The organism is Prochlorococcus marinus CUG1438 (assembly GCA_017644325.1).
In the GTDB taxonomy this organism is placed as follows: Bacteria; Cyanobacteriota; Cyanobacteriia; order PCC-6307; family Cyanobiaceae; genus Prochlorococcus_A; species Prochlorococcus_A marinus_AA.
This window is the reverse complement of record JAEPLS010000003.1, coordinates 125,785-143,224: the sequence shown is the minus strand read 5'-3', so window position 1 is coordinate 143,224 and position 17,440 is coordinate 125,785. Positions and strand designations below refer to the sequence as shown.

The following is a 17,440-nucleotide window of genomic DNA, read 5'->3' as shown; positions in this document are numbered from 1 at the left end:
ATCTTTTGTCTGAATTCAAAGAAGTTTTAACAGAAGATGGAAGTTACTCTTTAAGGAGTGTATTTTTTCAAGAAAATTTCCATAGCTTATTGGGAGCACTTGAAGAAACAAAAATAAAATTTACAGCTCCTTCAGATTTGCAAAGATTTAAGGGCAAATCTCTTAATGTTTTGGATATATGTTTTGGTTTAGGATATAATTCTGCCTCTTTATTAAACGAATTAATTAAACAAAAGTCTTATTTGAATTTGTATGCCTTAGAGATTAATAAAAAGCCTCTCGAATATGCCCTCAAGAATCAATCTTTTGAACAATTATGGGCTCCAAAAGTCAAAAAAATTTTGGATTCTTTATACCTAAATGATAGCTTTGATGATCAATTTTTTAAATGCAGAATGTTGTGGGGTGATGCCAGAGAAAAAATAAATACTATTCCTGCAGCTATTAAATTCGATCTGATTTATTTAGACGGTTTTTCTCCTCAAAAATGTCCACAAGTTTGGACAATTGAATTTTTATCAAAGGTTTCACAAAAACTTCATCCTCAGGGTTATTTAATAACCTATTCATCCTCAGCCGCAGTAAGAAAAACTTTAAGAAATCTTGGTTTAGAAATTTTTACTATCAAACCAAGTTTTAATGAAAGAACTTTTTGGAGTCAAGGCACTGTGGCAATAGCAAAATTTGACAAGAATAAAATGAACTCTAATCTCAATCTTGAAAAGTTATCTGTCATGGAAGAGGAGCATCTTCTTACTAAAGCTAGTATTCCTTATAGAGATACAAATTTAAACTCAACTAAAGACGATATCATAAAAAAAAGATTGGATGAACAATTATTCTCAAATCTAGTACCTACAAAGAAATGGAGAAAAAAGTGGGGAATGACGAAGTCGTCCTTTAAGAGTTAGATTTATATATATATTCAAAAAAATATGTTAAGTGTTGCGATATTGGCTGCAGGTAAGGGCACTAGGATGGAAAGCTCATTGCCAAAAGTTTTGCATAAAATTTCTGGGAAAAGTCTTTTGCAGAGGGTAATTGATTCTTGTGTTGAATTAAATCCTGATCAAATTTTCGTAATTACTGGACACAAATCAAACGAAGTACAAGAGTCAATAACAGATAATAAAAAAATCCAATTTGTTATCCAAGATCCCCAATCAGGAACTGGTCATGCTATCCAAGTACTTTGTAAAGCAGTGAAAAAAAATGAAGGGAAACTTTTAGTGCTTAATGGGGATGTGCCTCTCATAAAGCCTGAGACTCTAAATAAGCTTCTAAATTTACATGATTCAAAAAATGCAGATGTTTCTTTAATAACCACTAAGAAAAAAAATCCTTATGGGTATGGCAGAGTTTTTTTGAAGGGAGATTTTATCGAGAGAATTGTTGAAGAAAAAGATTGCAATGATCAGGAAAGAGAAAATCCATTAATAAATGCAGGTGTTTACTGTTTTAACTGGGGTAACTTGTCAGAAATAATTAATACCCTGAGAAGCAATAATAATCAAAAAGAGATTTACTTAACGGATACAATATCTTTGCTAAAAAATTCCTTAAGCTTGGAGATAGAAGATAATAGAGAGCTTCAAGGAATTAATAATAGAATTCAATTATCAGAGTGCGAGGAAAGTTTTCAGAATTCAATTAAGGAAAAGCATATGCTTAATGGTGTAACTTTTATAAATAAAGCGAGTTGTTCAATTAGTGAAGAAGCTGAAATTGGTAAGGATGTAATTATAGAGGCTAATACACATATAAGAGGAAATACAAAAATAAATAGTCATTGTATTATCGGACCAAATACTTTTATTGAGAATTCTAATGTGGGATTAAATTGTGAAATCTCCAATTCCACCGTTTATGATTCACAAATAATAGATCATATAAAAATTGGTCCCTACAGTCATATAAGACCTAATTCCAAAATATCTTCCTTTAGCAAAATAGGTAATTTTGTTGAAATCAAAAATAGTCAATTAGAGGAAGAATCTAAAGTAAACCATTTAAGTTATATTGGCGATTCTATTATTGGAAGATCTACAAATATCGGAGCAGGTACTATAACTGCAAATTTTGATGGTCAGAAAAAACATCAAACAAAAATTGGTAAAAATTCCAGCATTGGTGCAAATACAGTTTTTGTAGCTCCAATAAATCTCGGGGAATCAGTTACAACAGGAGCTGGTTCAGTTATCACAAAAGACTCTAAAGATAATTCATTAGCAATCTCAAGAACTAAGCAAATAAATATAGAAAATTGGGAAAGAAAGAAATCCTAATTTAGTTAATTAATTCAATAATTTTTTCAAGTTGCCAACATCTGCTCCCTTTAATAAGAATAGAATCACCTTTTTTTGTAGATTTGTTTATCTCATGAGGTACATCTTTAATATGATTTAAAACTAAGAATTTTTTCTTATCTTTTAGATAATTGGTGTAAATTTTTTCATTTTTTTTATCACAAATAAATAGACACTTTTTTATATCTGAATTATTTATTAAGTTGAATATTTCCTTGTGATATTTTTCAGATTCTTTTCCCAATTCTTGCATACTTCCAAATATGAAAAATTTATTTCTCGGTTTTTCAAGCAGGTTTTTAATACATGCTTTCACTGACTCTGGCGAAGCATTATAAGATTCATCATATATTGTTGTTTTTACTGATTTAAGAATTTTATTTCTTCCACCTAAACTTACAAAATCAAATTTATTAAAACTTGCAAAATCAATGCCTAACTCTTTAGCAACTGCATAAGCAAATAAGAAATTCGAAGCATTATGAAATCCCTCAAATGAAATTTCACAGGTATTTTCTTCGACTAAAATTGTTTTATTCGAAGGATTATAAAATCCTCGCAAATTATCATCTCTCTTAAAATTCTCCTTTTGATTTTCTATATTTAACAGCTCTACTTTAATTACTCTACCTTTCCAGTATTCTTTTAAAATTTCTTCAAGAAGTTTATCATTCGCTGGGATTATTACAACTCCTTTGGGATTTAAAAATTTACTAATTTCACACTTTGCATGAGTAATATTCTTTTTCGAGCCTAATAATCCAATATGAGCTGTGCCAATATTAGTTATAACTGCAATATCAGGTTCACTATATTTAGATAAATTCTCGATCTGTCCAAGACCTCTCATCCCCATCTCAAGAACTAAAACTTTATCTTCTATATCTGTAGCAAGGATAGTAAGACCAACTCCAATCTCATTATTAAAATTTGCATGAGATAATTTAATACTTCCAAGTTTATTTAAAACTCCACCAATCATTTCTTTTGTTGTTGTTTTACCCACTGAGCCAGTTATTGCAACAATAGGAATATTTAATTTTTTTCTTTTTAACAATGCTAATTTTTGAAATGCCTCTGTTGTGTCATTTACAACCCAATAAGGAAAATTACTAGGAAGTAATCTCTGCATCCCTTTTTTAATTACTACAGATTTAACTCCTTTATTTAAAACCTCTGGAAGAAAGCTATGTCCATCAAAATTTTTACCCTTGATAGCTATAAAAAGATCATTTTTTAATAAAGTTCTACTATCAATACTTATATTATTAAAATTTAAAAAATCTCTTTTCTCCTCGCTCAGATTTCTAATATCCCCTAAAACATCGTTTAATTCTGATAAAGAGAATTTCATTAAAAAATTAAGTCATACTTTTTTTTAAAGATGGATCAGCTGATTGTCCGTAGGAAAATTTTTCAACTTCAGCGACATCTGGTGATGGTTCTTTTATTCCGCAAACATCCTTATACATAACTTCGTATTCAAGAGCTGATCTTTGCCAACTAAACTCTTGACTCATGGCTCTTTTTTGCAGTAGTTGCCAACTATCTTTATGCCTAAAGGCTTCCCATGATCTTACTAAAGAAGTATAGAAATCTATAGGCTCAAAGCGATCAAAACAAAATCCCGTACCACTATTATTTTCTGGGTCATGAGGTAAAACTGTATCAACTAAACCTCCAACTCGCCTAACTATTGGAATAGAGCCATATCTCATAGCGAGGAGTTGACTAATCCCACAAGGTTCAAATCTACTTGGCATTAGAAATGCATCTGAGCCGCCATAGATAAGCCTTGATAAAGAATCATCGTATGTAAGAAATACTGAGAATCTTCCTGGGTAATCTAATGCCAGTTGCCATAATCCAGACTCTAAATATCTATCTCCAGTCCCTAAAACAGCAATTTGAGAATCTGTATAGGCTAATAGTCTTCTTGAAACTTGTAAAAGTAAGTCAACCCCTTTCTGATCAACAAGCCTACTGACCATACCTAAAAGATATTTTTTAGAATTAACTTCGAGACCCATTTCTCTCTGCAGAATTTTCTTATTTTCTATTCTATTTTCTAAATTTTTAATACTGAATTTTGCAGGTAAAACTTGATCTTTGGCTGGATTCCATTCATCAAGATCTATACCATTAAGAATTCCCCTTAATTTACCTGAAATATAATTAAGTAATCCTTCAAGACTTTCCCCGTATTCATGGGTTTTAATTTCATCGGCATAAGTCGGAGAAACAGCATTGACCCTATCTGCATACAACATTGCCGCAGCCATTGTGTGGTCTCCATGCATATACCAAGGACACCAAGTCATTTTTTCAAGTTTCCACCTCCAAGGCCCTTGGTATTTTAAATTATGAATTGTGAAGACAGTACTAATTTCGGGGTCCTGATGCATCCATACAGGAATCATTCCAGTGTGCCAATCATGGCAATGAAGAACTTGAGGCTTCCAACAATTCCAAGCAAATTCAGCAGTAGCACTAGCAAAAAATGTAAAGCGCCAGTCCTCATTTTCGCCTCCATATATTTGGTCAGAGTCAAATGTTGGATGACCCACGAGGTAAATCACAAAATTATGAATTGGATGTTTTGCTTCATATACTGCGAAATCAGTGCCCATCGTATTTGCTCTAAAGACTGGTTCATTAGATACCTCTAAAAGACTCCATAATTTTCCATACCCTGGAATTATTACCCTTACATCGTGACCAAGTTTTATCAAAGATGGAGGTAACGAACCAACCACATCTCCCATACCTCCAACTTTGATCATTGGAGCACATTCAGCAGCGGCAAGAAGAATTCTCATTGATAATTATTTAAAAAAGTTCTTTTGAAAAATAAACTAGGGTGTCCACTTATAGTCAGAAAAGTCTGGTGGACGCTTTTCAAGAAAGGCATCTCTACCTTCTTGAGCTTCTTCAGTCGAATAGAATAATTGAGTTGTGTATCCAGATAATTCTTGAATACCTGCAATCCCATCATTCTCCGCATTGAATGAGGCTTTAAGAATACGAATAGCAGTTGGACTATTTCGTAAAATCTCTCTAGCCCAGATTACACCCTCAGCTTCTAATTCTTCAATCTTTGTAATTGCATTTATCAAGCCCATCTTAAGAGCTTCCTTGGAATTATATTTTCTACATAAAAACCAAATTTCTTTTGCTTTTCTTTGTCCAACAAGTCTTGCCAAATAACTAGATCCAAAACCCGCATCAAAGCTACCAACTCTTGGACCTGTTTGACCAAATATTGCATTTTCAGAGGCGATACTAAGATCACAAATTAAATGTAGTACCTGCCCTCCTCCAATTGCAAAACCAGGAACTAAGGCAATAACCACTTTAGGCAAACTTCTTATTAATCTTTGAAGTTCAAGTACATTTAATCTCTGCTTCCCTTCATCATTTTTATATCCATTCTCACCCCTTACACTCTGATCACCTCCAGAGCAAAAAGAATAAATACCTTTTTTATCAGGTCCTGCACCTGTAAAAAGAACTACGCCAATAGTTTCATCATTTCTTACGGTATTAAATGCGTTAATGAGTTCATCTACAGTTTGTGGCCTAAATGCATTTCTTTTCTCAGGCCGATTAATTGCAATTCTCGCAATTCCCTCATCTGATGTGTGAAACAATATATCCTCATAAGATTTGCACTCTGACCAATTTAAAGTTGTTTTACCAGGTAATACTTTCATGAAACCTAATTATTCAAAGATAGAAAATGATAAATTTAACTGCCAATTATTTTTTCTAGCAGTGTATTTTTTTCACAAATTTCATTTTCTGGATTAATATCAACCTTAATTATTACAGATTTCTGGATAGAAATGCTCCAATCAAATGCCTCTCGTAATTTTTTAAAATTTGACACACTTTTAAAGTCTACTTGATAAGCCTCTGCGAGTTTTGGCCATTTTATTTCTTTTGGCATGAGAAAAAGTTTTTTTAATTCATCTTCTTTTAAATTTTCTTTATAAATACGATTAAATATATTTCCACCATTATTATCTATCAGAAGGATTGTTAAATTCATATCGATTGAATTTTCAATCAGCCAACCGTTTATATCATGAATAAAAGCCAAATCTCCAGTCACAAGAAGTAGAGGATTTTTAATTCTAGAAATACCTAATGCAAGAGATAAAGTACCATCGATACCAGAAGCTCCCCTAAAGCTGAAACAATTTCTTGTTAAAGTCCCATTCTCAGAAAATGTAAGCCAATCTCTAATCGGGCTACTCGCGGAAAGCATTATAGGATTTTCAGCCGGCCAAAGTTTTGGGACAAGATTTGCAAGCATATACTCAGTAATTGAATTGTCCTGGGTAATTTTTTCTTTTAAAATTTCTTTAATCTGCTCGCCTTCCTCCATCAGATCTAGAGCCATCGAAGTAAGGGGCTTTTTGTTTTTTTCGTTGATTGATAATTTTTCAAACAATAGATTAGTAAAATTTGATACCCCAAAATCATATTCAAATGATTTTTTTATAGGGTCCAATTTTCTATAATTTTTTTCTTTTATAAGAATTTGTATCCCTTCGAAGTTTATTAAAAACTTCTCCAAATCAATTGAGGATGACATAGGGCCAAGCCTCAAAAGTTGATGACAATTTATTGAATTTTTATTTTTCCTTAAGACTAATTCCCAGTTCACAACTAATCCTCTCAAATCAGAATAAACTCCTGAAACAGGATCAGCAAATACAGGCCAACCAGTAATTTCTTGTAATCGTTCTAAAGATTTATTGAAAGAAGTTAAATCATTTATGGAACCTTGATAGGGACCTACCAAAATAATACCGGATTTATCTAAATTTAAACTTTTTGAAATTTCTAAGAATTTGTTTTTATCAGACTTTATTTCAACTTTCTGAAATATATATTTTTTCTTTAAATAAATTCTCTTAAAAACCTCTAAAACATTTTTTTTATTCAAAAATGAAATACCTAAAGGCTTATCAATAGGAATATTTAAATGGATAGGACCAGGGAAGGTTGAAATTTGTTTCTCAGTAATTCTAACTAAATTCAAGATTTCATTTTCTGGTGTTTCATGAAGTCCATTTAGATTTGTACTTAAGACCCTTCTGCAGACTGAACTCAAAAAATCTTCTTGATTTACTGTTTGATTAGCGCCACAATCTTTTAATCTTAAGGGTCTATCAGAAGTAAGAAATATAATACCTTTACAAGATCGATCTGCCTCAACTGCTGCTGGCAATAAGTTACTTACAGCAGTCCCAGAAGTCGTAATAACTAAAGAAAGTTTACCTGATGCAGCAGAAATCCCAAGAGAGTGGAATCCAGCAGATCTCTCATCTATTGAATTAAAAATATTTACTAGCCCTAATTTATTTAATTCTCCCGCAGCTATTGCTAAAGGTGCTGATCTACTACCAGGACATACTATTAAATTTTGAACTCCTATTTTTATAAGAAGATTCAAAAGTTGTAAACTTCTAAGAAAATTTTTGCATTCAATAGATGATGTCATAATTTATATAAATGCTTTGGGATTTTCCTTATAACTGAATTAAATAAAACATGTCTAGAACTCAAGAAAAAAGAAATTCAATATTAAAGGATTTAAAAAATCTTTTAATCTGGATATCTATAGCTTTAATTATACGATGGCAGGTTATAGAGCCAAGATGGATCCCATCCGGTTCAATGCTTCCAACTCTTCAAATACAAGATAAAATTCTTGTTGAGAAAGTAACTCCCAAAATCACATCCAAATCAAATCTTTCAACATTAAAAAATAAAATAGTTGTTTTTAACGTTCCGGAAGAATTAATTAATGCTGGTTATAAAGCAGATACTGCACTAATAAAAAGAGTAATTGGAATACCTGGAGACAAGGTAGAAGTAAGAGACGGTAACCTTTACTTAAATGATATCGCTCAAAAGAATTACGTTTTTGACAAAAATATTAATTATTCTATAGGGCCTTTTATTGTCCCAAAAGAGTCACTATGGGTGATGGGAGATAATAGAAATAATAGTATGGACTCACATATTTGGGGATTTTTACCTTATGAAAAGGTTATTGGTAAAGCTATTTTTAGATATTGGCCGTTTAAAAAAATTGGACCTATTCGGATCCCAGCCCTTAATAATTTAGATTAATGGGTACATGATGTTGTAGGGTTTTTATATATTGAAGCTGTAGAAATGTTTAATCCAGAATTTCTTGCTACTGAAAATAATGATCCAAACGACGAGAATGATTTAATTCAATATTTACAAAAACAATCTCCAGAAGTTTTGCAAAGAGTAGCAAAATCAGCGAGTGAAGATATTCAAGAGATTATTAGACATAATGTTCAAGGTCTTCTTGGAATGCTACCTTCAGATCAATTTGATGTAAAAATAACATCTTCAAAAGACAATATTGCTAATTTATTATCTTCTGCAATGATGACAGGATATTTCTTAAGACAAATGGAGCAAAGAAAAGAGCTGGAACAAACTCTTAAAAATGATGAAAACATGTCTATTGAAGAATAATAATTTTTAAAGATTTACTTCTTCAGGAATTATTCCTAGTTCAAACAACTTTTTATATAGACCTATCAAAAATTTATTATCCTCGGGAAGTTTATCCCACTTTTGAGAATTAATTTCATCAATTAATTTTTGACAATCTTCTATTGAAAATTTTATAGGAGCAGAAAAATGAGCTGGAATTAAATATTCCATACCTTCAAAAGACTTTATATTCTCTAACCAATTAAGTAAAACTTCTTTTGAACGCGGAAAAATTAATTTTTGTAAAACTGGTGCAATTTGAATCTTAGGAGTATCTTTACCCATTATTTCAACAAGAGAGGATTCCCAATCATCGTCCCATAAAAAGGGATAAATACCGAAATGAGATCTCCAATTTCTAAGATTTTTTTTGAATGAATACTTAAATATTTTTTTTAGTGGTGGAATATTTAGTTTACCTGGTTTCAAAAAAGATGAAAATAAGACTAGCCTTTTCCATCCTTTTTTTCTTTGTTCGATCGAGTCAATCAAAGGCTCATCTCCTCTATCTCTAGAATGAAAAAGAAGTGGAGTTGGATCAAAATTAAATATCTCAGGTGGTGTGGAATCTATTCCAACTATTGCATCTGTTACGTGAAGAGTTTTCGTAGGATAATGGAAACAGCTTATCTCCTGATATCTTCCAAGTCCTAAATTTAGTGGACCTAATGAAGACCATTTAAAGGAGTTTGTATATGGAGTACCTTCTTTAAAAAGTATTCTTGACCTTTTTGATGGAATTCCTAAAAAATCTAATGGTAGATTTATGGGGAAACTCCATTGTCCAGGACAAAGCCAAATTTCTGCATCTTTAAAAATTCTTGAAAGAGCAGGCAGTCCGATTTTATGTTCTAGTCCAGAGGCACTCGGTAGAATTATTGTTTTTACTTTACCGTGTATCGTAATTAATTTTTCTAACTCATTTATTAATTCTTTTGTCGGTGGCAGTGGATTTATTAGCATCAATCCATTATCAACCTTTATTACAGTCATTCTTATTGGAACCGCCACATAATATAGTCCCTGTATTTGTTCCAAAGACCATATTTGACCAGGAATTAATTCTCTTAAAATTGTTTTCTTTTTTCCATAAGGATATAAGGGGAATAATGGCCACCAATTCCACTTATTATTTAAAGTTTCTTCCACCACTATCATTTATACCCAGCAAATAATTTCTTTAACTTAAATATCCCATATCTTGGAGCGAATAAAAAAGCAAATAAAAATATAAAAGTTTGTGCCAAGACTATTGATCCGCCTGTTTCAAGATCAAACCAAAAACTAACATAGATTCCTATCAGGCTTGAGATGATTGCACTTAATACCGAAATTACTGTCATATTATCAAATTTATCCGTAAGTAAATATGCTGTAGCACCTGGTGTAATCAACATTGCAACTACCAAAATAATTCCAACAGACTGCAAGCCCACAACAGCTGCCAAAGACAAGCATGTGAGGAGTAAATAATGAAGAAAAAATACGTTAATCCCAACTGTTTTTGCATGCCTAGGATCAAAACAATAAAGCATTAAATCTTTTCTAAAAATTGATAAAAGGATCACTACCAATAAAGAAATGAATATAGTTTGTTTTACATCTGAAAGTGATATTCCTAATGGGCTACCAAAAAGAATAGAGTGCAAATCAATATTACTTTTAATTTTAGAAACCAATACGATTCCAAGAGCGAAAAATCCAGTAAATACAAGACCTATAACAGTATCTTCTTTAACTCTAGATTTCTGCTTAATAAACCCTATCAATGCTACAGAACCAACCCCGAAAATAAATGCCCCTAATGAGAAAGGAAGACCTAGTGCATACGCGACCACAACACCAGGCATTACCGAATGTGAAACTGCATCTCCCATTAAAGCCCATCCTTTAAGAGTTAAATAACTTGATAGAAAACCACAAACAGCTGCAACTAATGAACTCATAAGAAGTGCTTTTCTCATAAAGTCATGAGTTAAAGGATCTCTTATGAATGTATCTAAAGTTAAAAAAGAATAGAGCTCCATTTAATTTAAGATTTAGGATTCAGGTCCAAACAAGAAATCAGGAGAAATCCCTCCAAAAGTGGTTGTAATATTTTCAGGGGTAAATACTTCAGAGGTCTCGCCATAAGCTACAACAGTTTTATTTATTAAAAGTACCAAATCACAAAATTCACGGACATGAATCATATCGTGCGTTGATAATAATATAGTTTTCCCCTCATTTTTAAATTGAATAAATAATTCCGAGATAAGTTTCTCAGTTCTTATATCAACTCCTGAAAAAGGCTCATCAAGAAGTAATATTGACGCTCTTTGCGCAATTGCTCTAGCTAAAAAAGTTCGTTTTCTCTGACCTCCAGATAAATTACCAATAGGTGTAGACAAATAATCAGTAAGATCAACTCTCTCAATAGCATCTTTAACCGCCTGAACATCAGACTCTCTAGGACACCTAAAAATATTCATTGAACCATATCTTCCCATCATCACAACATCCCAAACACTTATTGGAAATTGACTATCAATGCCCTCATTTTGAGGAACATAAGCAATTGTCTGATCTTTTTGAGCAGATCTTACAGACTCTCCATTTATTCTAATTTTTCCCTTTGAAATATTCACAAAGCCAGTTAGAGCATTAAAAAAAGTTGTTTTACCAGCCCCGTTCATCCCTACTAACCCACAAATCTGGCCAGGTTTCAATCTTAAATTGGCATCGTACAACGCCACTTTACCGTTGTAATCTACGCAAATATTCTCTGCATCAATCCTAAAGTTTTGATAATTGATTGATTCCATAATTCAAAAAATCCCTTTTTTAATTAAATCCAAATTATGCTCAAGCATTTTTATATAGGAACTAGCAGGCCCACTATCATCGGATAATGAATCAACAAAAAGATTTCCTCCAAAATTAGCCCCAGTTTCCTTTGCAACAACCATTTGAGTTTCGTTACTTACAGTACTTTCACAAAATACAGATGGGACATTTTTTTCTTTAACTAGTGAGATTGTTCTTGTCATTCTTTTGGGAGTAATTTGACTCTCAGCATTAACTGGCCACAAATAAACTTCCTCTAATCCATAATCTTTTGTTAAATATGAAAAAGCACCTTCACAACTTACTAGATACCTCCTTTCTTTATTTAAGTTATTAATAAAAAGTGAGAATTCTTTATCTAATTTAGATAGTTTATCTTTATAAATTTTTCCATTTTCTTCAAATAATGTTCTTTTGGATGGCCTCAATTCCGATAAAGAATCCACGAGAATATCTACATATAGGATCCCTCTTTTTGGAGAAATCCAGGCATGAGGATTTGGTTTCCCTTTATAGAAATCTTCACTGATAAAAATAGGATCTAAATCTTCCGCAACAGTAATTCTTTTTACTTTTAAATTAGAAACAAATTTTTCAGCCCATAATTCAAAACCAAATCCATTATCAATAAAAACAAAAGCACTAGAGGCATTTACCAAATCGCTCGGAGTTGGTTGGTAGCCGTGAACTTCAACTCCAGGTTTCGTTATTGATCTAACAACAAAATCATCTTTTGTAATGTTGCTAATTATGTCAGCCAAAACAGTGAAACTTGCCAGTATTACTTCTTTACTTTGATTTTTATCTGGTATTCTCTTACATGAGCCTGAAGCAAGAGAAAGTAGAAGTAACAAACTTAAAAAAATAATATTTTTTCTCATATTTAATCTTCACCCTTCTTTAAGATGAACTAAAAGATGGTTTCATAATAGGTTTTCTAAGATCAGAAATAAATCCTTGCCAATTTATTTTTTCTTTTTCAAAAGCTTTTTCAACAATTTTCTCAGAATTTTTCTTTATAAAAGCCAAATCAGGTTCTTCTACTCCTTTTGTTATTGCCATAAAATCAGCCAAAGAGCTTGATACTACTCTTGTTAAATAAGCAGCACTGACAGCCTGAAATGTTCCAGAGACAATCCAATTTGGTCCATGTAATTTTGTTATGCCAATTAGAGTCTGTCCACTCCATTCAATAACCCCCTGAGCAATTGCAGTCCTTAAAATCTCTTTAGATACTTTATCTAAAATTTCAGGAGACCAATTACAGCCCCATATAGATTTAATTTCTTTAATCATTAATGAATTTAGTACTGTCATTGCCATAACATCAATTGATGGGATAGGAGATAAGAAAACAGTTGTCGCAACAAGAATTTGATTTTTTCTTTGTATACCTTTTAATTGCACTCTTCTTATCCCTTCAATTTCAGATTGCCAGACAGCATGAAGTTCTTTCAATAGCCTTTTTTTTGTATTTTCAATATTTTTAGATGAACTTATGGAAAACTTTCTTAACGAAAAAGGTATATTTATTATTTCATTCTTATTCACATCAAAAGTAATAATTTTGTTTATAAAGTTACTTGAAATTTGAGACTTAAGCTCTTCTATCTGATTTTTGGCTTCTATTTCGTTTAAAGTTAAAGCCACCAACCAGATTGGCATATTTTTAGGAAACTTTTCCAGCCACAAAAAATCATTTGCCGACAAAGGCAAGTTTATAAAATACAAGATTGCATCACTCTTCAAAGCTTCTTCTGGAATAATCTGAGAAGAATTGTACTTAGGCAGTTTTTTGTATAAATCAAAGTCAAACTTCTCTACTTTAAAATAACTTTTCAAAATAGAGTAGCAACTCTGATAATCTTTTTGTCCAATACAACTTATTTTTTCTTTTTCACTTCTATTAAGAATCGATTCAAGTATTTTTTGTCTTTTTGAATTCTTTTTTTCTAATTCATTTTTTGCTTCAAGTTCTTCAAAAAAATTTAAATCTTCATTACATAAATTTATCCAACCATCTAAATTATTTGGCTCATTAAATTTAGGCTTATCATTCTTCAAGTAAAAGTACCCACCCAAACACAACGCAAAGAATCCGATTGAGCCTCCTGCAAAATGAATTAAGTCACTGACAAACCATTCCCCAAAACCTAATAATAATAAAATAATAAAAAGATTTCTTTTTGGAAATTTTATAAAATCCTTTAAAAGGTTGTCTTTACTAATATCAAACACAGTACTTTATTTTTCTAATATTATTTTAATGCAACTCGTGAATGAGAAAAGCAAAATTTCATAAGTCGTTAATCAAAAGATAAAAATTTAAAGCTTTTAAGAAAGACTTATTGCATAACAAGATGCTAAGTTAATAGACTATTTAAATAACTTAAGAAACATCAAGATGTCTAATTCAAATTTCAGCAATAATCCTGGACAAGAAAATTACAGAGGTCGTTCTAACAATGAAAGGTCTAATTTCAGAGATAGGTCAGGCGGAAGAAGAGATGGAGGAGGATTTCGCATAAGATTAAGTGATAACGAAATGAAAGCTGTTAAATCAATACAAGAGACCTTTCAATTGAGATCTACCGTTGCAGTTTTGGGTTTCTCTGTTAGAACACTTAGCGAAATGATCAAAGACGAAAAATTAATTGAATCAATCACAAAATATGCAAAAAATAATAAAAACTCCTCTCCGAGTAGACAATCACAAAATCCTCATGAAGAAAAGTCAAAAACAGCACCTGACCCTTTTGCAAGGCCTGTAAAAAGTACATCACCTGAAGAGGTCCAATCTAGCGAAGTTGAAGAGGATGGCAAATAAAAAAAGAATTCTTTCGGGAGTTCAACCTACTGGTGATTTACATATTGGGAATTGGCTTGGAGCCATAAATAATTGGGTTACGCTTCAAGAGCAATATGAAACATTTCTATGTGTAGTTGATTTGCACGCAATCACAACTTCATATAATCCAAAAGAATTATCTCAGAACACTATCTCTACTGCGGCTTTATACGTCGCTTGTGGGATTGATCCCAATATATGCTCAATTTTTGTCCAAAGTCATATTTCTGCACATTCAGAACTCTGCTGGATTTTAAATTGCATGACTCCTATAAATTGGATGGAAAGAATGATTCAATTCAAGGAAAAATCCATACAACAGGGAAATAATGTATCCATTGGACTATTTGACTATCCGATCCTAATGTCTGCAGACATTCTTCTATATGAAGCAGACTTTGTACCAGTAGGTGAGGATCAAAAACAACATCTTGAACTTGCCAGAGATATTGCACAACAAAGAATAAATGCCAGATTTAGTAAGGATAAAAATATTTTAAAAATCCCTCAACCAATAATCATGAAGAATGGGTCAAAAATAATGAGTTTGATTGATGGTTCAAAAAAGATGAGCAAAAGTGATCCTAATGAGAACAGTCGTATTAACTTATTAGATCCTCCTGAACTAATCACAAAAAAAATAAAAAGGGCAAAAAGTGATAGCTCTATTGGAATAGAATTTAATAACCCTGAGAGGCCAGAATCTAAAAATCTTTTAATGATTTATTCAATATTATCGGGTAAAGAAATTTCTCAATGTGAAAAGGAATTCTCAGAGACTGGATGGGGCACATTTAAAAAATTAATTACTGAACAACTTATTGATTCACTAGAACCTATTCAGCAAAAATATAAATTATTAATTAATGATCCATATCAATTAAATAAAATCCTTGAAGAAGGGAGGGGAAAAGCGGAAGATGTAGCAAATCAGACTTTAAAAAGAGTTAAATCAAAATTGGGATTCTTTGAAATGGAGAAATAAATTATGCCAATAATTACTTTGCCTGATGGTACAAAAAAGGTTTTCGAAAAATCTGTAACTATCCTAGAAATTGCAGAGAGTATCGGAGCTGGATTAGCTAAAGCAACAATTGCTGGGAAAGTAAATGATGTTCTTCTTGATGCAACTATTCCTATAAATAAAGATTCCAAAGTTGTAATCATCACATCAAAAGATAAAGAGGGTATAGAAATAATAAGACACTCCTTTGCTCACCTTATTGGTCATGCAGTTAAACAAATTTACCCTAATATTAAAATGGCTATTGGGCCTGTAATTGAAGATGGTTTTTATTACGATATTTTTTCTGAATATAGATTTACTCCTGAAGATTTAATAAAAATCGAAAATCGAATTAATAAATTAATCAAAAAAAACTATGACGTTGAAATTTTGCAAGTTTCTAAAGAAGAAGCAATTAAAACTTTTAAAGAGAGAGATGAGACTTTTAAATTAAGAATTATTGAAGAAATTCCTGAAGAAGGTCTTATCAATTTATACAAGCATGAAGAATATATCGACATGTGTAGAGGGCCACATGTTCCTAACACTAGACATTTGAGACACTTTAAGTTACTTAAATTATCAGGTTCATATTGGAGGGGTAATAGCGATAATGAATCATTACAGAGAATATATGGAACTGCATGGGCAAAAGAGAAAGAACTCAATGACTACTTAACAAGAATTGAAGAAGCAGAAAAAAGAGATCATAGAAAACTTGGTAAAAAACATGCACTATTTCATATACAAGAAGAATCTCCAGGAATGATTTTTTGGCATCCAAATGGATGGACCATCTACCAGGTACTGGAAAAATACATAAGAGGAATACTTAAAAAAAATAATTATTTAGAAATTAAAACCCCACAAGCTGTTGATAAATCTCTTTGGGAAAAATCCGGTCATTGGGAAAAATTTAGAGACGATATGTTTACTACTGCATCAGAAAATCGAACTTATGCAATTAAACCAATGAATTGTCCATGCCATATTCAAGTATTTAATCAAGGTTTAAAAAGTTATAAGGATTTACCTATTCGACTTGCTGAATTTGGTTCTTGTCACAGAAATGAGCCATCTGGTGCATTACACGGCTTAATGAGAGTAAGAAACTTTACTCAAGATGATGCACATATATTTTGCACAGAAGAGCAAATTCAAGAGGAGGTATCTACTTTTATAGATCTTGTTTTCGAGGTTTATAAAACTTTTGGTTTTGATGAAATCATTATCAAATTATCAACTCGTCCTGAAAAAAGGGTAGGTAGCGAAGAGATTTGGGATAAATCAGAAGAGGCTCTTACAAAAGCTCTCGATAATAAGAATCTAAAATGGGGACTACAACCAGGGGAAGGTGCTTTTTATGGTCCAAAAATAGAATTCTCGTTAAAAGATTGTCTTAATAGAGTCTGGCAATGCGGTACTATTCAGGTTGACTTCTCAATGCCTATAAGATTAGATGCAACTTATGTTGATATTGATAATGAAAAAAGAAATCCAGTTATGCTTCATCGAGCAATCTTAGGATCCTTTGAAAGATTTATCGGAATTTTAATTGAACAATATGAGGCAAAATTCCCAATTTGGCTTGCGCCTTGTCAAATAATTTTATTGAGCATTACCGATAGAAATATTGAAAAATGTTTAAAGTTTAATGAATTTATAAATAACAATGGTTACCGATCAAAAGTTGATATTAGGAATGAAAAAATAGGATATAAAATAAGAGAGGCGACTCTTGAAAGAGTTCCATTAATTGCAGTTATTGGAGATAAAGAAGAAGAAATTGATTCAGTTGCCTTAAGAGCTTTGGATGGAACAAATTTAGGAATTTTCAATTTACCTAATCTATACAAATTTATAGATCAATTAATAGAAAAAAAAGGGAGGACAGAATAATTTAAA

Annotated in this window: 16 protein-coding genes; 7 read left to right on the top strand and 9 right to left on the bottom strand. The window is 31.7% G+C overall.

Annotated elements, in window-relative coordinates; genetic code table 11:
* Positions 1-5: 5 nt before the first annotated feature.
* On the top strand, positions 6-911 hold the full coding sequence (locus tag JJ847_09065; protein MBO6961036.1) for an SAM-dependent methyltransferase: 906 nt from the start codon (positions 6-8) through the stop codon (positions 909-911).
* A 24-nt stretch (positions 912-935) separates the two neighbouring features.
* A complete protein-coding gene (glmU, locus tag JJ847_09060; GenBank protein ID MBO6961035.1) occupies positions 936-2,285 on the top strand; it encodes a bifunctional UDP-N-acetylglucosamine diphosphorylase/glucosamine-1-phosphate N-acetyltransferase GlmU in 1,350 nt (449 codons plus the stop codon).
* 1 nt (position 2,286) lies between these two features.
* Here the strand turns inward: glmU and murF are convergent, their stop codons facing one another.
* From murF to menD, 4 genes are read right to left on the bottom strand one after another with little or no spacing between them, the layout of a single operon-like run.
* Positions 2,287-3,660 carry a UDP-N-acetylmuramoyl-tripeptide--D-alanyl-D-alanine ligase gene (gene murF, locus JJ847_09055; protein ID MBO6961034.1) on the bottom strand — a complete coding sequence of 458 codons (1,374 nt, stop codon included), beginning with the start codon at positions 3,658-3,660 and terminating at the stop codon, positions 2,287-2,289.
* A 7-nt stretch (positions 3,661-3,667) separates the two neighbouring features.
* Positions 3,668-5,125, bottom strand: a complete 1,458-nt coding sequence (glgA, locus tag JJ847_09050; protein ID MBO6961033.1) for a glycogen synthase GlgA — start codon at positions 5,123-5,125, stop codon at positions 3,668-3,670.
* Between the two features lie 36 nt (positions 5,126-5,161).
* Positions 5,162-6,019, bottom strand: coding sequence for a 1,4-dihydroxy-2-naphthoyl-CoA synthase (menB, locus tag JJ847_09045; protein MBO6961032.1), 858 nt, complete (start codon positions 6,017-6,019; stop codon positions 5,162-5,164).
* A gap of 35 nt (positions 6,020-6,054) precedes the next feature.
* Positions 6,055-7,818 carry a 2-succinyl-5-enolpyruvyl-6-hydroxy-3-cyclohexene-1-carboxylic-acid synthase gene (gene menD / locus JJ847_09040; protein ID MBO6961031.1) on the bottom strand — a complete coding sequence of 588 codons (1,764 nt, stop codon included), beginning with the start codon at positions 7,816-7,818 and terminating at the stop codon, positions 6,055-6,057.
* A 50-nt stretch (positions 7,819-7,868) separates the two neighbouring features.
* Here menD and lepB point away from each other — a divergent pair, with 50 nt between their 5' ends.
* Both lepB and JJ847_09030 read left to right on the top strand, forming a co-directional pair.
* A complete protein-coding gene (gene lepB / locus JJ847_09035) occupies positions 7,869-8,453 on the top strand; it encodes a signal peptidase I (GenBank protein ID MBO6961030.1) in 585 nt (194 codons plus the stop codon).
* Positions 8,454-8,498: 45 nt separating this feature from the next.
* Complete coding sequence (locus JJ847_09030; GenBank protein MBO6961029.1) at positions 8,499-8,834, top strand: DUF760 domain-containing protein; 336 nt, start codon at positions 8,499-8,501, stop codon at positions 8,832-8,834.
* A 6-nt stretch (positions 8,835-8,840) separates the two neighbouring features.
* Here JJ847_09030 and JJ847_09025 read toward each other — a convergent pair whose 3' ends face one another.
* The 5 genes from JJ847_09025 to JJ847_09005 are packed head-to-tail and all read right to left on the bottom strand — an operon-like array spanning position 8,841 to position 13,919.
* Positions 8,841-10,013 (bottom strand): DUF4336 domain-containing protein, encoded by a 1,173-nt coding sequence (locus JJ847_09025; GenBank protein MBO6961028.1) that lies wholly within the window; start codon positions 10,011-10,013, stop codon positions 8,841-8,843.
* Positions 10,010-10,882 carry a metal ABC transporter permease gene (locus JJ847_09020; protein ID MBO6961027.1) on the bottom strand — a complete coding sequence of 291 codons (873 nt, stop codon included), beginning with the start codon at positions 10,880-10,882 and terminating at the stop codon, positions 10,010-10,012. The genes JJ847_09025 and JJ847_09020 overlap by 4 nt, the downstream gene beginning before the upstream one ends.
* Positions 10,883-10,894: 12 nt before the next feature.
* Positions 10,895-11,659, bottom strand: a complete 765-nt coding sequence (locus JJ847_09015; protein MBO6961026.1) for a metal ABC transporter ATP-binding protein — start codon at positions 11,657-11,659, stop codon at positions 10,895-10,897.
* Positions 11,660-11,662: 3 nt separating this feature from the next.
* Complete coding sequence (locus tag JJ847_09010; GenBank protein ID MBO6961025.1) at positions 11,663-12,562, bottom strand: metal ABC transporter substrate-binding protein; 900 nt, start codon at positions 12,560-12,562, stop codon at positions 11,663-11,665.
* Between the two features lie 19 nt (positions 12,563-12,581).
* The gene (locus tag JJ847_09005) at positions 12,582-13,919 is read right to left on the bottom strand and encodes a YcjF family protein (GenBank protein MBO6961024.1); all 1,338 of its coding nucleotides are present in this window, start codon (positions 13,917-13,919) and stop codon (positions 12,582-12,584) included.
* A 166-nt stretch (positions 13,920-14,085) separates the two neighbouring features.
* On the opposite strand from JJ847_09005, the gene JJ847_09000 reads away from it, so the two are divergent.
* The 3 genes from JJ847_09000 to thrS are packed head-to-tail and all read left to right on the top strand — an operon-like array spanning position 14,086 to position 17,434.
* Positions 14,086-14,508 (top strand): hypothetical protein, encoded by a 423-nt coding sequence (locus JJ847_09000; protein MBO6961023.1) that lies wholly within the window; start codon positions 14,086-14,088, stop codon positions 14,506-14,508.
* Entirely contained in the window at positions 14,498-15,514 is a 1,017-nt protein-coding gene (gene trpS, locus JJ847_08995) for a tryptophan--tRNA ligase (protein ID MBO6961022.1), read from the top strand. Before JJ847_09000 ends, trpS begins: the two co-directional genes overlap by 11 nt.
* A 3-nt stretch (positions 15,515-15,517) precedes the next feature.
* Positions 15,518-17,434, top strand: a complete 1,917-nt coding sequence (gene thrS / locus JJ847_08990) for a threonine--tRNA ligase (GenBank protein MBO6961021.1) — start codon at positions 15,518-15,520, stop codon at positions 17,432-17,434.
* Positions 17,435-17,440 lie beyond the last annotated feature (6 nt).

Bases quoted from the DNA above. Each gene is read 5' to 3' on its own strand.
- JJ847_09015 (MBO6961026.1), bottom strand. From the start codon at position 11,659: ATGGAATCAATCAATTATCAAAACTTTAGGATTGATGCAGAGAATATT.
- JJ847_09030 (MBO6961029.1), top strand. From the start codon at position 8,499: ATGTTTAATCCAGAATTTCTTGCTACTGAAAATAATGATCCAAACGAC.
- menD (MBO6961031.1), bottom strand. From the start codon at position 7,818: ATGACATCATCTATTGAATGCAAAAATTTTCTTAGAAGTTTACAACTT.
- JJ847_09010 (MBO6961025.1), bottom strand. From the start codon at position 12,562: ATGAGAAAAAATATTATTTTTTTAAGTTTGTTACTTCTACTTTCTCTT.
- JJ847_09000 (MBO6961023.1), top strand. From the start codon at position 14,086: ATGTCTAATTCAAATTTCAGCAATAATCCTGGACAAGAAAATTACAGA.
- glmU (MBO6961035.1), top strand. From the start codon at position 936: ATGTTAAGTGTTGCGATATTGGCTGCAGGTAAGGGCACTAGGATGGAA.
- murF (MBO6961034.1), bottom strand. From the start codon at position 3,660: ATGAAATTCTCTTTATCAGAATTAAACGATGTTTTAGGGGATATTAGA.
- JJ847_09025 (MBO6961028.1), bottom strand. From the start codon at position 10,013: ATGATAGTGGTGGAAGAAACTTTAAATAATAAGTGGAATTGGTGGCCA.
- JJ847_09020 (MBO6961027.1), bottom strand. From the start codon at position 10,882: ATGGAGCTCTATTCTTTTTTAACTTTAGATACATTCATAAGAGATCCT.
- lepB (MBO6961030.1), top strand. From the start codon at position 7,869: ATGTCTAGAACTCAAGAAAAAAGAAATTCAATATTAAAGGATTTAAAA.
- thrS (MBO6961021.1), top strand. From the start codon at position 15,518: ATGCCAATAATTACTTTGCCTGATGGTACAAAAAAGGTTTTCGAAAAA.
- menB (MBO6961032.1), bottom strand. From the start codon at position 6,019: ATGAAAGTATTACCTGGTAAAACAACTTTAAATTGGTCAGAGTGCAAA.
- trpS (MBO6961022.1), top strand. From the start codon at position 14,498: ATGGCAAATAAAAAAAGAATTCTTTCGGGAGTTCAACCTACTGGTGAT.
- glgA (MBO6961033.1), bottom strand. From the start codon at position 5,125: ATGAGAATTCTTCTTGCCGCTGCTGAATGTGCTCCAATGATCAAAGTT.